A 14,892-nucleotide genomic window follows, 5' to 3' on the forward strand; every position below is an offset into this window, starting at 1 on the left:
GACCAAGGATTCTCCGGCAACGCGGCTCCAGCGTGCCCTGTAGATATGACAAAGGGCGCCGAGGCGCCCTTTGTCATTGAGGGGAGCTTGATAGCCCCGACTATCAACCCGTGTTGCGCATACCTGCGGCAATACCGGCGATGGTGACCATCAGCGCCTGATCCAGCTCGGGATGCAGGGTTTCGGCATGGTTGCGCGAGCGGCCCAGCAGTTCGACCTGCAGCACGTTGAGCGGGTCTGTGTAGGGGTTGCGCAGCTTGATGGACTCCTTGATCCAGGGCTGGTCGTCGAGCAAGTCGCCCTGCGGACGCAGCTCCAGCACCACCTGGATGGAGTCGGCAAGCTCCTGACGCAGCTGTTTGCCCAGGCCCCACAGCTCCTTGGGCACCAGCCGGGTGTCGTAGTACTCGGCCAGCCAGACGTCAGCCTTGAGGAACACCATCTCCAGCATCTCGAGGCGGGTGCGGAAGAAGGGCCACTGACGGCTCATCTCTTCCAGCACGCCTTTCTGACCGTCGGCGATGGCTTGCTGCAGCCCCTTGTGGGCACCGAGCCAGGCCGGCAGCATCAGCCGGTTCTGGGTCCAGGCGAAGATCCAGGGGATGGCGCGCAGGCTCTCGACCCCGCCGTTGGGCTTGCGTTTGGAGGGGCGCGAGCCGAGCGGCAGCTTGCCGAGCTCCATCTCGGGGGTGGCGGCGCGGAAGTAGGGCACGAAGTCCGGATGACCGCGCACGATACTGCGGTAGTGATCGCAGGAGACAGAGGCCAACTGCTCCATCACGGCGCGCCAGCACTCCTTGGGCTTGGGCGGTGGCAGCAGGTTCCCCTCCAGCACGGCGCTGGTGTAGAGGTTGAGGCTCTGGATGGCCACCTTGGGCAGGCCGAATTTGAAGCGGATCATCTCGCCTTGTTCGGTCACCCGCAGGCCACCGCGCAGGGATCCCGGCGGTTGCGACAGGATCGCCTGATGGGCAGGAGCACCACCACGGCCGACGGTACCGCCACGGCCATGGAACAGGGTCAGGCGCAGATTGTTCGCCTCGGCCAGTGCCACCAGGGATTCCATGGCGGCGTACTGGGCCCAGCCGGCGGCCATCATGCCCGCGTCTTTGGCGGAGTCGGAGTAGCCGATCATCACGTACTGACGGCCCTGGATGTAACCGCGATACCAGTCCACCGACAGCAGACGCTCCATCACGGCGGTACCCGCCATCAGGTCTTCCTGGGTCTCGAACAGCGGGGCGACCGGCATGCGGAACTTGCAGCCGGCCTCTTTCAGCAACAGCTGCACCGCCAGCACGTCGGACGGTGCGCCAGCCATGGAGATGATGTAGATGCCGAACGCATCGGGATCGTGCTGGGCGATGACCTTGCAGGTATCCAGGGTCTCGCGGGTCTCGTCGCTCGGCTCCCAGTCGGTCGGGATGAGCGGGCGGCGGGAGTTCAGTTCGTTGAGCAGGAAGGCTTGCTTGTCATCTTCGCTCCACTCGGCGTAGTCACCCATGCCGAGGTAGCGGGTCAGCTCGGAGAAGACCTGGCCGTGGCGCTCGCCATCCTGGCGGATGTCCAGCTTGACCAGGTGGATGCCGAAACAGGCCAGCTTGCGCAGCACGTCCAGCAGCATGCCATCGGCGATGTTGCCCATGCCGCAGGCGTGCAGGGAGTGGTAGCAGAGCTCCAGCGGCTCGCGCAGCTGGGCGGTGGTCTTGACCAGATCCCGGCTCTCGCTCGCCTGGCCCTGCACCTTAGCGGTGAGGAACTCCTGGGTCTCGCGCAGCTGTTCGCGCAGTTCGCGTACCAGGGCGCGGTAAGGCTCGGGGTGATCGCCGACCCGCTCGCGCACGGCGTCGGTGCAGTCGGACATGGAGAGCTCGGAGGTGAGCTCCTTGATGTCCTTGTAGAACAGGCTCACCGCCATCCAGCGGCCCAGCTCCAGCACTTCGGCGGTCACCTTGGCGGTGACGAAGGGGTTGCCGTCGCGGTCACCGCCCATCCAGGAGGTGAACTTGACCGGCGCGGCATCCAGCGGCAGCCGCACACCCAGGTGGTGTTGCAGCCGTTCGTCCAGATTGCGCATGAATTCGGGGATGGCCGGCCACAGGCTGTTTTCCACCACGGCGAAGCCCCACTTGGCTTCGTCTACCGGGGTCGGGCGCTGTTCGCGGATCTCGTTGGTGTGCCAGGCCTGGTTGACCAGCTGTTCGATGCGATTGAGGATCTTGTCCCGCTCGCGGGGCAGCAAATCGGAGAGCTCCAGCGCCTCGAGGCAGTCGTTGAGCTGCACGTGCTTGTGGATCAGGGTGCGACGGGTCACCTCGGTGGGGTGAGCGGTCAGCACCAGATCGATGTCCAGCTCGCGCACGGCCTGGATGATGGCTTCCTGCGACAGGTTGGAGGCTTTCAGCTTGTCGAACATCTGCTCGAGCGGATCCGGGGTGCAGACCTGCTCTTCGCAGCGACGGGAGATGGTGTGGAACTGTTCGGCCACGTTGGCCAGGTTGAGAAACTGGCTGAAGGCGCGGGCCACCGGCAGCAGCTCGTCATCGCTCAGGTTGCGCAGGGTATCGAGCAGACGTTCCCGGTCTGTCTCATTGCCTTTGCGGGAGGATTTGGCCAGCTGGCGAATGGTTTCGATCTTGTCGAGGAAGGCCTGTCCCTGATGATCCTTGATGGACTTGCCCAGCAGTTGACCCAGCATGCCTACGTTGGCGCGTAGTGCGGCGTACTTTTCGTTCATTCCACATCCTTATCTTGTTGGTGCCTGACACCCATCCGGGGTGAGAGACGACCTCACTTATTGTTGTGCGATTACAACATATGCTCCGTCATCTTAGGGTGACAATCTACCCAGATTGTCTGCGCAAGGTCAAATAACAGGCCGATTCAGAACATGTATTTCCATCACCTGTCCCGAGGTGCGATGTCATGTAACTTACTTACATTCCCGTCAATTCAGAGACAGAAACGGCGGATCAGGTGCTGCAATACGCGGGTGGTCGGTTTGACGAACGACAGATCCAGATATTCGTCCGGCTGGTGGGCCTGGGCGATGTGGCCGGGGCCCAGCACTATGGTTTCACAACCGAGCTGCTGGATGAAGGGGGCCTCGGTGCAATAGTTCACGGATTCGGCGGCCCGGCCGCTCGCCCGCTCGGCCTCGCGCACCAGCTCGGAGTCATCGGCGCAGGCGTAGGCGGGGATCGGCTCGTGCAGGTGCTGCAGGTGCAGGCAACCCGGCTGGTGGATCTCGATGGGGGAGAGCGCCTCTTTGAGCATGCCCATCAGCTCGTCGGGGCCCACCTGCGGGGTGGGGCGCATGTCGATGTGCAGTTCGCAGCAGCCGCAGATGCGGTTCGGGCTGTCGCCCCCCTGGATGTATCCCAGATTCAGCGTGGGCTGCGGCACGGCGAATCTGTGGTCGGCGTACTTCTCCTTCAGGCTGTGCTGCAGCTTGAGCACCTGGCCCATGGCCTGGTGCATGATCTCCAGCGCGTTGACGCCGTTGGCAGGATCCGAGCTGTGACCGCTCCGGCCCGTGATGCGGATGGCTTCCGACATGTGCCCCTTGTGGGCCACCACCGGCACCAGTCCGGTCGGCTCGCCGATCACCGCGTAGTCGGGTTTGAGTTCGGCTGCGGCGGCGATGGCGCGGGCCCCCGCCATGGTGGTCTCTTCATCGGCGGTAGCCAGGATGCGCAGCGGCTTGCTGAGCGTCTTGAGATCGATCTCCTTGAGCGCCTCGACGATAAAGGCGAAGAAGCCCTTCATGTCGATGGTACCGAGGCCATAGAGGCGGTTGCCCTCTTCGGTCACCTTGAAGGGATCCTTGCGCCAGGCGCCCTCGTCGAACGGCACAGTATCGGTGTGGCCCGCCAGCAGCAGCCCCCCTTCGCCCTGACCTATCGTCGCCACCAGATTGAACTTGCCCGGCAGATCGGGCAGGGCGGTCACCTCGCACTGAAAACCGAGCTGACCGAACCAGTCGGCCAGCAGCCGGATCACCGCCTCATTGCTCTGATCCCAGCGGGGATCCGTGCTGCTGATGGACGGAATCGCAATAATATTCTTGTAGAGTGAAAAAAAATCCAGATTGGCCACCTGCTCCTCCTTGCTTCCCCGGAATGTTTCTGTTAGAAAATACAAATGCAAAGTGAGTGCATGAATATTCTGTAAGTTTGCCTGAATACGTGGCTCATCGACAAGGCTTCTAGTTGTAAGGGAAAGTTAATGTTCTGTCACCTGATCTATAACCGACGACACACACCCGCCTGAATTGCCCCTCCGCACTCGTGCATGGGGCATCGAACCCCCTTGTGCACCGCAGCACCATGCTGTGAATCTCGAACTCTGACTTGGAATACTCAACATGCTTAACACCGTTATCGTCGGTGCCAGTGGCTACGCGGGAGCCGAGCTGGCCGCCCTGGTCCAGAACCATCCACAACTCAAGCTGTTCGGCCTCTATGTTTCCGCCGGCAGCCAGGACGCCCACAAGCGTTTCTCTTCTCTGCATCCCCAGTGGGTCGGCGCGCTCGATCAGCCGCTGCTGCCGCTGGACGAGGATGGCATGACCCGGATCCTGACCCAGGCCGATCTGGTGCTGCTGGCCACCGCCCACGAGGTGAGCGCCACGCTGGCACCCAAGTTCCTCGCCAAGGGGCTGCCGGTGTTCGATCTCTCCGGTGCCTTCCGGGTCAGGGATCAGCAGTTTTACGCCTCCTACTACGGCTTCACCCACGACAGTGAGCAGTGGCTGGATCAGGCCGCCTACGGCCTGGCCGAGTGGAATGCCGAAGCGGTCAAGGCGGCCCAGCTGATTGCCGTGCCAGGTTGCTACCCGACCGCCTCCCTCTGCGCCCTCAAGCCGCTGCAGCAGGCAGGACTGATTGCCAAGGGGTGGCAGCCCATCATCAACGCCGTCTCCGGGGTCTCCGGTGCCGGTCGCAAGGCGGCCATCAACACCAGCTTCTGCGAGGTGAGCCTCAATCCCTACGGCACCTTCAATCACAGGCATCAGCCGGAGATCAGCCACCACCTCGGCAAGGAGGTGCTGTTCCAGCCCCACCTTGGCAACTATGTGCGCGGCATCCTGGCCACCATCTATGTGCAGCTGGCGGATGGCGTGACGCCGACCCAGGTGGACCAGGCCTACCTCAAGGCCTACGAGGGCAAGCCGCTGGTGCGCCTGACCGGCCAGATGCCCTCCATCCGTGGTGTCGCGGGCACCCCGTACTGCGACCTCGCCTGGCAACAGCAGGGCAACATGCTGGTGGTGGTTTGTGCCATCGACAACCTGCTCAAGGGCGCCGCCTCCCAGGCCATGCAGTGCATAAATATCAAATTCGGATTTGAACCGGCCACCGGCCTGATTTAAGGACTCAAGGAAGGATCACAACGATGGACAAGCAGACTCTGGTAATCAAGTTGGGTGGCGCACTGATCGAAAACGACGAGGCGCTGACCGCCCTGTTCGCCACCCTCAAGACCTTTCTGGACGAGCAGCACAGACCCCTGGTGCTGGTGCACGGCGGCGGCTGCCTGGTGGATGACCTGCTCAAGGGGCTGGGTCTCACCTCCACCAAGAAGAACGGTCTGCGGGTGACCCCGTTCGAGCAGATCCCCTTCATCGCCGGCGCGCTGGCCGGTACCGCCAACAAGATGATGATGGCCAAGGCCATCGCCACCGACATTCCGGCGGTGGGGCTCTGTCTGGCGGACGGCGGTCTGTGCCAGGTGACCCAGCTCGACCCGGCACTCGGCGCCGTGGGTGACTGCCAACCGGGCAACCCGGCGCTGGTGACCGGCATCCTGGGGCAGGGCTTCCTGCCGGTGGTGAGCTCCATCGGCATCACGGCCCAGGGGCAGCTGATGAACGTCAACGCGGATCAGGCGGCTACCGCAATTGCCGAGGCGCTGGGCGCCGACCTGGTGATGCTCTCCGACGTGAGCGGCATCCTGGATGGCAAGGGCAAGCTGGTGCCTCAGCTCGACAAGGTGACCGCGCTGGATCTGATGGAGAAGGGGGTGATCAGCGACGGCATGGCGGTCAAGGTGAAAGCCGCCCTGCATGCTGCCGAGACCCTGGGCAAGCCGGTCTGTGTCGCCAGCTGGCGCTACCCGGATCAGCTGCTCAAGCTGCTGGCTGGCGGCGCGGTCGGCACCCAAGTGGCTATTTGATCTCCACCGGAGCAAGGAACATCCGATGCAACATCTTCTGAAAGACAGTGATCTGAACAAAGCCCAGATTGAAGCGCTGATTGCCCTGGGCAAAGCGGTCAAGGCCGATCCGAAAAAGTACGGCCAGGCACTGGCGGGCAAGAGCGTGGTGACCCTGTTCGAGAAACCCTCCCTGCGCACCCGGGTCACCTTCGACATCGGCATCGCCAAGCTGGGCGGCCACAGCGTCTATCTGGATCAGCAGAACGGCGCGCTGGGCAAGCGCGAATCGGTGCAGGACTTTGCCGCCAACCTGTCGCGCTGGTGTGATGCCATCGTCGCCCGGGTGTTCGATCACCAGACTCTGGTCGAGCTGGCGGAGCACGGCACAGTGCCGGTGGTGAACAGCCTGTGCAACCTCTACCACCCCTGCCAGGGGCTGGCGGACTTCATGACCATCAGCGAACACTACGGCGATCTGTCGAAGGTGAAGCTGGCTTATCTCGGCGATGGCAACAACGTCAGCCACTCCCTGCTGCTGCTGGGGGCGACCCTCGGCACCAACGTGACCCTGGTCTGCCCGAAAGGCCACGGCCCGGATACCCAGATCTTCCTGCAGGCCCAGGCGCTGGCGGCCCAGTCCGGTGCGACCATCCACATCAGCGATGACGTGGCGGCCATCGAAGGCTTTGACGTGGCCTACACGGATACCTGGGTCTCCATGGGTGACAACACGCCAATGGAGCAGGTAAAAGATATCTTTATGCCTTATCAGATCAACCAGGCCCTGCTCGACCGCACCGGCATCCAGCATGTGCTGCACTGTCAGCCGGCGCACCGGGAGCTGGAGATCACCTCTCAGGTCATGGACGGGCCTGGCTCCCTCATCATGGACGAGGCAGAAAACCGGATGCATATCCAGAACGCCGTACTGCTGACCCTGCTTGGGCACAAATAACGGCAACCGACCCCAAATAACACCCTTTTATCGAATCATCATGGAGAGAAGTAAATGAGCGGAATCAACAAGATCGTACTGGCTTACTCGGGCGGACTGGATACCTCGGCCATCATTCCCTGGCTGAAGGAAAACTATGATGCGGAGATCATCGCCTTCGTCGCCGATGTCGGTCAGGAGCGTGACGATCTGGAAGGGATCGAGCAAAAAGCCATCGCCTCCGGCGCCACCAAGTGCATCGTCAAGGATCTGCGGGAAGAGTTCGTCAAAGAGTACGTCTACCCGACCCTGAAGACCGGCGCCGTCTATGAGGGCACCTACCTGCTGGGTACCTCCATGGCCCGTCCGGTGATCGCCAAGGCGATGGTCGAGGCGGCGCTGGCGGAAGGGGCCGATGCCATCTCCCACGGTTGCACCGGCAAGGGCAACGATCAGGTGCGTTTCGAAGGTGCAGTCGCCGCGCTGGCGCCCCAGCTGAAAGTGATCGCCCCCTGGCGTCTGTGGGACATGCGCTCCCGGGAAGATCTGCTGGCCTACCTGGAGACCCGCAACATCCCCTGCAAGGCGACCCTGAAGAAGATCTACAGCCGCGACGCCAACGCCTGGCACATCTCCACCGAGGGTGGCGAGCTGGAGAGTACCTGGAACGAGCCGTCCGAAGCGGTCTGGCAGTGGACCGTACCGGCCGAGCAGGCACCGGATCAGCCGGAGTACGTCAAGCTGACCGTGGCTCAGGGTGAAGTGGTGGCCGTTGACGACCAGCCGCTCAGTCCGCACCAGATCCTGACCACCCTGAACGAGCGTGCCGGCAAGCACGGCGTGGGCCGCATCGACATCACCGAAAACCGGATGGTGGGCATGAAGTCCCGTGGCTGTTACGAGACCCCGGGCGGTACCGTGATGGTCGCCGCACTGCGCGCCGTGGAAGAGCTGGTCTTGGATCGCCCGACCCGCGCCTGGCGGGAAAAGCTGGGTGCCGAGTTCTCCCACCTGGTCTATGACGGTCGCTGGTTCACCCCGCTGTGCAAGGCCATTGTCGCCTCTGCCAACGCCATCGCCGAAGATCTCGACGGTGAAGTGGTGCTGAAAATGTACAAGGGTCAGGTCACCGCGGTGCAGAAGAAGTCGCCGAACAGCCTCTACTCCGAAGACTTCGCCACCTTCGGCGCCGACGAAGTGTACGACCAGAGTCATGCCGAAGGCTTTATCCGTCTCTACACCCTGGCGAGCCGGATCCGCGCCATGAAGGAGCAGCATCAGGCCATCGGTGGCGATCACACTCACGGCTAAGCAAGCGCGATAACCCGTTGATTCCGTTGAGGGGGCATGGCCCCCTCTTCCATAGGTCGAGGGCATGGCCCCTGATCCATCATCGGCGGTGTGACAAGAGCGGCAGCGCCCCGGCCGCTTCTGTGAGATAACAGGCTCGCAGAAAAACAGGGCACGATTTCAAGCTCGGTGGCCAGGGCGCCGCCGACAACGCATTCAAGGAGAGCAGTATGGCACTTTGGGGTGGACGCTTCAGTCAGGGAGCCGATAGCCGGTTCAAGCAGTTCAACGATTCGCTGCGGTTCGATTACCGGCTGGCGGAGCAGGATATTCAAGGCTCCATGGCCTGGGCCAAAGCGCTGGTCAAGGTGGGCGTGTTGACCGCCGATGAGCAGGGCAAGTTGCAGCAGGCGATGGAAGTGCTGCTCGCTTCGGTGCAGCAGGATCCTCAGCAGATCCTGATCTCGGATGCGGAAGACATTCACTCCTGGGTTGAGAGTGCGCTTATCGCCGCCGTCGGCGATCTCGGCAAGAAGCTGCACACCGGCCGCTCGCGCAACGATCAGGTCGCCACCGACCTGAAACTCTGGTGCAAGGCGCAGGGCGAGCTGCTGCTCGGCTCCATCACCGCCCTGCAACAGGGGCTGGTGGCCTCTGCCCGTGCCAATCAGGCTGCCGTGCTGCCGGGTTACACCCACCTGCAGCGGGCCCAGCCGGTCACCTACGCCCACTGGGCGCTGGCCTATGTGGAGATGCTGGAGCGGGATTACTCCCGGCTGCAGGATGCCCTCAAGCGCCTCGACACCAGCCCGCTCGGCTGCGGCGCGCTGGCGGGTACCGCCTACGCCATCGACCGCGAAGCCCTGGCGCTCGATATGGGTTTTGCCGGCGCCACCCGCAACAGCCTGGATTCGGTCTCCGATCGGGATCACGTGGTGGAGCTGATGCACGTCGCGTCCCTCTCCATGACCCACCTGTCGCGCTTTGCCGAAGACCTCATCTTCTACAACACAGGTGAAGCCGGTTTTGTGGAGCTCTCCGATGCGGTCACTTCCGGCTCGTCGCTGATGCCGCAGAAGAAGAACCCGGATGCGCTGGAGCTGATCCGTGGCAAGACCGGCCGGGTGGTCGGCGCCCAGATGGGCATGCTGATGAGCCTCAAGGCGCTGCCGCTGGCCTACAACAAGGACATGCAGGAAGACAAAGAGGGGCTGTTCGATGCCCTCGACACCTGGCACGACTGCCTCGATATGGCGGCGCTGGTGCTGATCGATCTGAAGGTCAATGGCGAGCGCACCATGGCGGCGGCCCAGGGCGGCTACGCCAACGCCACCGAGCTGGCGGATTATCTGGTGGCCAAGGGCATTCCGTTCCGCGAGGCGCACCATATCGTCGGCGAGACCGTGGTCTACGCGATCCAGGTGAAGAAGCCGCTGGAGGAGCTGACCATCGGCGAGTTCCAGCGTTTCAGCCCGGTGATCGAGTTCGACGTCTACCCCAATCTGGAACTGGAAGCGACCTTGGCCAAGCGGGTCGCCAAAGGCGGTGTCGCCCGGGAGCAGGTTGAGGCAGCCCTCATTGCCGCCGAAACCTGGCTGGCCAAACGAGCTGGTTAATCCCATCGGCTTGTCATTAGAATAAGAACAAAAAACGGCAACCGATGTTGCCGTTTTATTCAATTTACCGACATTAACTCAGATAAACTTGAGTTTTATGCATACATAAATATAGATTTATTAATCTCTATCGTTATCATTTGCTTTTATATAACCCAAGCTTTCCAATCTTATTTTCATCGATTTTTCAGAAACCAAAAATTTTTTTGATAAGATTTTTATGAGATAATCAACGGAGACCTTCTCTTTTTTTTCTTTCAGTATAGTAACTAAATTACTTAGCTCCCTACTAATTAATTGAGGTGGCATTAATAACTGTGCAGCAAAACGGTCAGCTTTAGTTTCCTTATGACTTTTCAAAGCCCCACGATTGAATGCAACGTCAACAATCATATCTTCCTCTAAATTATCAATATTAGGAATTATGTCATTAAACAGATGACCAACTTCATGAGCCAAAGTAAACCGCTGCCTAGTTAAAACCTCAGTTGGATTAACCCAGATGTCTATCTTATCTACTAATCCGCTTTCATCTTTTTTTATTTTCAAAAAGCCAGAAACAAATAAATCATTCAAGTCAAAATCAGATAGCAAATTAACTTTTTCAATTTTCCTGGCAATATCCTTAATATCAATAGGGAGTTCTAAGTAATTGACATCTCCATATATGGCATACAAAAGCTCAGCTGCTGAGCTGATTCCTTTTGCATCAGCCAACGAGATAATATTTTTCCTATTATCGATGGCAAATGTCATGTCTGTTCCTCTTCAATTACTTCAGAAAGAGCTTGCGCCAAATCGACAACAGTTTCACTCTCGGCCTCTACTGGAGACTCTCTGGTGTCGCTCGCACTTTGCGAAGAGCTATAAGCAACAACCTTATCATGAATCATACTTGGTAGCTCTTTTTGAAGCTCTTCTACAATGTTGCCTTTTAGTATATCTAGTTTTTCTGCTATTGTCGCGTGCTCAAAAGTATGAGCAACAATATCAATTAATGATTGATCTTCTGATAGCTGCGATTTGGCATCCTGACATAAATCCTTCACTTCTTGTCGACGTATTCTTATAGCGAATAAAAAACCTATAAGGGTTATTATCCCTAGGACAACAGAATACCAAGTGAGACTACTAGAATACATATCTGAATAGGTTGCTTGCAGTTTATCTTGTGTTGATATAGCAATTTCAGATGTTTTTTTCGCCTCAGTTATATTAACTAATGAAGCTTCATACTTATCAATAAGATCATCTGTATCAGACTTTATATCTTTAATTTGCTTTTCTAATGAGATAACTCTCTCTTTTAAAATAGCATTTTCAATGTATAACGTTCTAACTTCACCATATTGCTCGGACGTTAAGTTTTTGGTCTCTAACGCAGTAACCTGATTCTTAAGCAGGTTATTTTCCTGCTTGAGCAATAAATTCAACGTTTCGTTTGACATAACAATTAAGCATCATGATTTTTCCCGTATTCTACAAGAATAACATTAATATGAAAAGAAATTAAAAGACACATTAGTATCTAAAAATAGTTTTTAGTCTAATCACATTTTATTACTTACTCATAACTCATACACTGGTATTAAGCATCCTGCCAACCCCCTCCCCCTTGCCATTGGGCAGGGTCTGTTTAAAGGCACCGAGCAGCTGGTCGAGATTGAGATTGCTGGCGCCGAGGGAATCCTTGAGGGTGTCGAGCTCGCTTTGTAGCGCATCGAGGCGGGTGCTCTGGGTGCCGTCAGCCAGCTGGGTGCGGGCGGCGTCGATGGCCTGGGGCAAGGACTGGCCTGAGTACTCCTGACCCAGGGTCTGCATCAGCGCCCCCATGAAGTGGTTGATGGCGGGGCGGCTCTGCTCGCTGTTGGCATCCTTGACTCCCAGCCGCTGGAACAGGCTCTGCACCGTGGGGGCGAGCCGCTCTTCCTGCACGGGAGTTTCGGCCTTGGCCTGTGGCGTGCCATCGCCGAGCAGCTTGCTGCCGAGCTTGAGGGCAAGGGAGGCGAGGGGAAGCAGGGTGCTGATGGCGATCATGATGTCACTCTCCGTACGACTGATGTCATGACGGAGCAGGGAATGGGCCAGCTTGGCGAAAATTCAGACTGAAAATGGCAGGGGACTGATCCTGCTGTGAATTTAGTTTTTGCCTGGCAGGAGGCGGGTGAGTGCGGGAGGGAACGGCGGCAAACCCTTGCAGCCCGGGGGCTGGCCGGTTTGCCGCCCGGCTTGCCGGATCAGAGCTCCTTGAATGGGCGGCGCTTCTCCTCCTCGATGACGATGGCCTCCAGATTGGCGATGCGCTCCTGCAGCTGGTTGATGAGCACGTCCTGTTTGCCGAGGCGGTCGGTGATGCGAATATCCCCCAGCTGGTAGCGGGCCCGCTTGCTGAGAAAGCCGAACAGTGCGCTGATGAAGACGATCAGCACGATACCGGTCCACATGGTCATGAGTGACTCCTTGCCGATGAACAAACGAGAAAACAGCCTGCTTGCCTTCTGTTGTCTCATACCCGATTGCCGGCTGCAATGGCCGACAATCGGGCACTGCGACCCGCGTCAGATCGTCTGCCAGAGCGGGCGGCCGAGCCAGAGCCCCCACAGGGTGAGGTGCAGCAGCACGATGAACCAGAACACCCTGCGATAGCTCCCCTTCTGGGTCTTGTGACGCAACCAGTGGCGGGCCACCAGGGCACCTGGCCAGCCGCCGAACAGCTCCAGCAGGTGGAGCCGGGATTCGGGGATGCGCCAGCCACCGCGAATGGCCTGGCGCTTGTCGTGGGCGTAGGCCAGCACCGTCAGCAGGCTCATGGTGGTGACGATGGCGAGCGGCCACCAGTTGGCATCGGCCAGGCCGAGCCAGGCGGTCCACAGCAGGGGAAGCAGGGCGAGCCAGATCACAGGGCCAGCTCCCAGCCACGGGGGGCGTCCGGGCTCAGGCTGCGGATCACGCGCGCCGGGTTGCCCACCGCCACCGAGTCGGCCGGAATGTCGCGGGTGATCACGGCGCCGGCACCTATGATGGAGCGCGGCCCTATGGTGACGCCGGGGCAGATGATGGCGCCGCCGCCAATCCAGCAGTCATCGCCGATCCGCACCGGCTTGTTGTAGGCGGTCCAGTTGCGTCGCTCCAGATAGTCCATGGTGTGGGTGGCGGTGTAGATCTGCACGTTGGGGGCCAGCAGCACATGGCTGCCGATGTGCACCTCGCCCACGTCGAGAATGGTGATGTTGAAGTTGAAGAAGGTCTTTTCGCCGATGTGGATGTTGCGGCCGAATTCGCAGGTGAAGGGAGTGCTGATCCAGCAGGAGTCGGGGCAGTGGCCGAACAGCTCGCCGCACAGGCGCTGGCGCAGGGCTTCGTCACCGGCCGGGGAGGCGTTGAGTTGTGCCAGCAGCGCCTGACCACGGATCCGGTCGTTCGCTATCTCCTCGCTCTGGCTGTCCAGGGCGCCGCCCGCCAGTACCTTGTCCCAATCGCTTGCCATGCTACAGCTCCTCTCATGTGCCAAGAGGAGCCAGTATACGCGAGCACTTTGGCGGCGTCAGGCTGTCACTTGCTGCAAGCTCAGGTGCCGGGCCAGATCAGCGGCAGGATCAGCAGGGCCGAGACGAAGTAGGGCAGCAGCACCCGCAGCCCCAGCCGGCGACCGCCGATCCCCAGGGCCAGCAGCCCCTTCACCAGCGAGTTGACCAGCCCGGCCAGCAGGATGCCGCGGGCCGCCACCTCCAGCGCCAACTCCTTGTGGGAGAGCTGGGAGAGCGACAAGGTGATGGCGTCCACGTCGGTGATGCCGGAGACCAGCGACAGCAGGTAGACCCCGGAGTTGCCCACCTTGCTCTGCAGCAGGGTGGCCATGAAGCCGATCAGCGCCAGCAGCAGGCCGAATTTGATGGCGGTGGCGAGATCGAGCGGGTTGCTGGTCTGGGGCTGCACCGGGCCGTCGGTCAGCTCCTCGCGCTGGCGCCAGAACCAGAAGGCAAAGCCGTAGACGGTGGCTGCCAGCAGCAGCAGGGGCGCCGCCAGACGCATCGCCAGCTCGCTGTGAATGAGCAGCACCAGCACCAGCAGCCGCAGCCACATGGTGGCTCCCGCCAGCAGGATGCCGGTGGCCAGCAGCCGCTCCAGCCCGCCCTGCTCCTTGTTGAGGCGGGCGAACTGCAGGGTGAGGGCGGTGGAGGAGGCGAGCCCCGCCAGTATGCTGGTGAGCACCAGCCCGGCGCGGGTGCCGAGCAGGCGTACCGCGAAGTGGCCGCAGAACGAGATGCCGGCGATCACTACCACCATCAGCCAGATCTTGAAGGGATTGAAGGCATCGAGTGGCCCCATCTCCTCGTTGGGCAGCACCGGCAGCAGCACCAGCGAGATGAGCAGAAAGCGCAGGGTGGCGTGAAATTCGGTCTCGCTCAGAAACAGCATCCCCTGCTGGATCTTGCCCTTGAGCCCCATCAAGAGGGCCGCCAGCACGGCGCAGGCCACCGCCTCGCTCGGGCTCAACAGCACCGACATCAGCCCCAGCAGATAGGTGAGCAGCATGGCCACCGAGCTGGTGAGGCCGAATTCCCCCTGCCAGCGCTGGGCCAGCCAGACCGAGAGGCCGCAGCCCGTCACCACCGCCAGCAGACCGAGCAGCGGCAGCCAGGGGCCCAGGGTGGGCAGCAGCAGGGCGCAGACCCCGCCGAGCAGGCCGATGAGGCCGTAGGTGCGCATCCCGGCGATGCGCTGGTTGTCCCCCAGCTGGCGCACCTGCCAGCCCCGCTCCAGTCCGATGATGAGGCCGATGGCCAGCGACACCAGGGCGCCATTGACGGGTTCTGCATTGATCCACATAACGACTTCCTTTTCGTCATCTGCCTGCCTTGTTTCCATGATGGCACAGCCGGCACCGGGCCA

The 14,892-nt window shown here is 60.3% G+C and carries 14 protein-coding genes; 5 read left to right on the forward strand and 9 right to left on the reverse strand.

The window, feature by feature from the left end; all coding sequences use genetic code 11:
* Window positions 1–103 precede the first annotated feature (103 nt).
* Window positions 104–2,737 carry a phosphoenolpyruvate carboxylase gene (ppc, locus tag AHA_RS02965; protein ID WP_005308531.1) on the reverse strand — a complete coding sequence of 878 codons (2,634 nt, stop codon included), beginning with the start codon at window positions 2,735–2,737 and terminating at the stop codon, window positions 104–106.
* Window positions 2,738–2,952: 215 nt separating this feature from the next.
* Window positions 2,953–4,098, reverse strand: coding sequence for an acetylornithine deacetylase (argE, locus tag AHA_RS02970; protein WP_011704559.1), 1,146 nt, complete (start codon window positions 4,096–4,098; stop codon window positions 2,953–2,955).
* A 268-nt stretch (window positions 4,099–4,366) separates the two neighbouring features.
* Between argE and argC the strand changes: the two genes are divergently transcribed.
* The 5 genes from argC (at window position 4,367) to argH (ending at window position 9,999) form a co-directional block, all read left to right on the forward strand.
* Entirely contained in the window at window positions 4,367–5,374 is a 1,008-nt protein-coding gene (gene argC / locus AHA_RS02975) for an N-acetyl-gamma-glutamyl-phosphate reductase (protein ID WP_011704560.1), read from the forward strand.
* Between the two features lie 23 nt (window positions 5,375–5,397).
* Window positions 5,398–6,177 (forward strand): acetylglutamate kinase, encoded by a 780-nt coding sequence (gene argB / locus AHA_RS02980; protein ID WP_011704561.1) that lies wholly within the window; start codon window positions 5,398–5,400, stop codon window positions 6,175–6,177.
* A gap of 25 nt (window positions 6,178–6,202) precedes the next feature.
* The gene (locus AHA_RS02985) at window positions 6,203–7,114 is read left to right on the forward strand and encodes an ornithine carbamoyltransferase (RefSeq protein WP_164927536.1); all 912 of its coding nucleotides are present in this window, start codon (window positions 6,203–6,205) and stop codon (window positions 7,112–7,114) included.
* 54 nt (window positions 7,115–7,168) lie between these two features.
* On the forward strand, window positions 7,169–8,404 hold the full coding sequence (locus AHA_RS02990) for an argininosuccinate synthase (RefSeq protein WP_011704563.1): 1,236 nt from the start codon (window positions 7,169–7,171) through the stop codon (window positions 8,402–8,404).
* Window positions 8,405–8,613: 209 nt separating this feature from the next.
* The gene (argH, locus tag AHA_RS02995) at window positions 8,614–9,999 is read left to right on the forward strand and encodes an argininosuccinate lyase (protein ID WP_011704564.1); all 1,386 of its coding nucleotides are present in this window, start codon (window positions 8,614–8,616) and stop codon (window positions 9,997–9,999) included.
* Window positions 10,000–10,119: 120 nt separating this feature from the next.
* Here argH and AHA_RS03000 read toward each other — a convergent pair whose 3' ends face one another.
* The 7 genes from AHA_RS03000 to AHA_RS03030 form a co-directional block, all read right to left on the reverse strand.
* Window positions 10,120–10,755 (reverse strand): ImmA/IrrE family metallo-endopeptidase, encoded by a 636-nt coding sequence (locus tag AHA_RS03000; RefSeq protein ID WP_164927537.1) that lies wholly within the window; start codon window positions 10,753–10,755, stop codon window positions 10,120–10,122.
* Window positions 10,752–11,447 (reverse strand): hypothetical protein, encoded by a 696-nt coding sequence (locus tag AHA_RS03005; RefSeq protein WP_139348843.1) that lies wholly within the window; start codon window positions 11,445–11,447, stop codon window positions 10,752–10,754. The genes AHA_RS03000 and AHA_RS03005 overlap by 4 nt, the downstream gene beginning before the upstream one ends.
* Window positions 11,448–11,574: 127 nt before the next feature.
* On the reverse strand, window positions 11,575–12,036 hold the full coding sequence (locus AHA_RS03010) for a hypothetical protein (protein ID WP_011704566.1): 462 nt from the start codon (window positions 12,034–12,036) through the stop codon (window positions 11,575–11,577).
* A 200-nt stretch (window positions 12,037–12,236) separates the two neighbouring features.
* Window positions 12,237–12,449, reverse strand: a complete 213-nt coding sequence (locus AHA_RS03015; protein ID WP_016349365.1) for a hypothetical protein — start codon at window positions 12,447–12,449, stop codon at window positions 12,237–12,239.
* A gap of 108 nt (window positions 12,450–12,557) precedes the next feature.
* On the reverse strand, window positions 12,558–12,899 hold the full coding sequence (locus AHA_RS03020) for a DUF1294 domain-containing protein (RefSeq protein WP_011704568.1): 342 nt from the start codon (window positions 12,897–12,899) through the stop codon (window positions 12,558–12,560).
* Window positions 12,896–13,486, reverse strand: coding sequence for a sugar O-acetyltransferase (locus tag AHA_RS03025; RefSeq protein WP_011704569.1), 591 nt, complete (start codon window positions 13,484–13,486; stop codon window positions 12,896–12,898). The genes AHA_RS03020 and AHA_RS03025 overlap by 4 nt, the downstream gene beginning before the upstream one ends.
* An 80-nt stretch (window positions 13,487–13,566) precedes the next feature.
* Window positions 13,567–14,829, reverse strand: coding sequence for an MgtC/SapB family protein (locus tag AHA_RS03030; protein WP_011704570.1), 1,263 nt, complete (start codon window positions 14,827–14,829; stop codon window positions 13,567–13,569).
* Window positions 14,830–14,892: the final 63 nt, after the last annotated feature.

Source organism: Aeromonas hydrophila subsp. hydrophila ATCC 7966, assembly GCF_000014805.1.
Taxonomy (GTDB): Bacteria; Pseudomonadota; Gammaproteobacteria; order Enterobacterales; family Aeromonadaceae; genus Aeromonas; species Aeromonas hydrophila.

What these genes read in the sequence shown, in the direction of transcription:
- AHA_RS03015 (WP_016349365.1), bottom strand. Translation starts at nt 12,449, where the DNA reads ATGACCATGTGGACCGGTATCGTGCTGATCGTCTTCATCAGCGCACTG.
- argH (WP_011704564.1), top strand. Translation starts at nt 8,614, where the DNA reads ATGGCACTTTGGGGTGGACGCTTCAGTCAGGGAGCCGATAGCCGGTTC.
- AHA_RS03005 (WP_139348843.1), bottom strand. Translation starts at nt 11,447, where the DNA reads ATGTCAAACGAAACGTTGAATTTATTGCTCAAGCAGGAAAATAACCTG.
- argB (WP_011704561.1), top strand. Translation starts at nt 5,398, where the DNA reads ATGGACAAGCAGACTCTGGTAATCAAGTTGGGTGGCGCACTGATCGAA.
- AHA_RS02985 (WP_164927536.1), top strand. Translation starts at nt 6,203, where the DNA reads ATGCAACATCTTCTGAAAGACAGTGATCTGAACAAAGCCCAGATTGAA.
- AHA_RS02990 (WP_011704563.1), top strand. Translation starts at nt 7,169, where the DNA reads ATGAGCGGAATCAACAAGATCGTACTGGCTTACTCGGGCGGACTGGAT.
- AHA_RS03025 (WP_011704569.1), bottom strand. Translation starts at nt 13,486, where the DNA reads ATGGCAAGCGATTGGGACAAGGTACTGGCGGGCGGCGCCCTGGACAGC.
- ppc (WP_005308531.1), bottom strand. Translation starts at nt 2,737, where the DNA reads ATGAACGAAAAGTACGCCGCACTACGCGCCAACGTAGGCATGCTGGGT.
- AHA_RS03000 (WP_164927537.1), bottom strand. Translation starts at nt 10,755, where the DNA reads ATGACATTTGCCATCGATAATAGGAAAAATATTATCTCGTTGGCTGAT.
- argC (WP_011704560.1), top strand. Translation starts at nt 4,367, where the DNA reads ATGCTTAACACCGTTATCGTCGGTGCCAGTGGCTACGCGGGAGCCGAG.
- AHA_RS03030 (WP_011704570.1), bottom strand. Translation starts at nt 14,829, where the DNA reads ATGTGGATCAATGCAGAACCCGTCAATGGCGCCCTGGTGTCGCTGGCC.
- AHA_RS03010 (WP_011704566.1), bottom strand. Translation starts at nt 12,036, where the DNA reads ATGATCGCCATCAGCACCCTGCTTCCCCTCGCCTCCCTTGCCCTCAAG.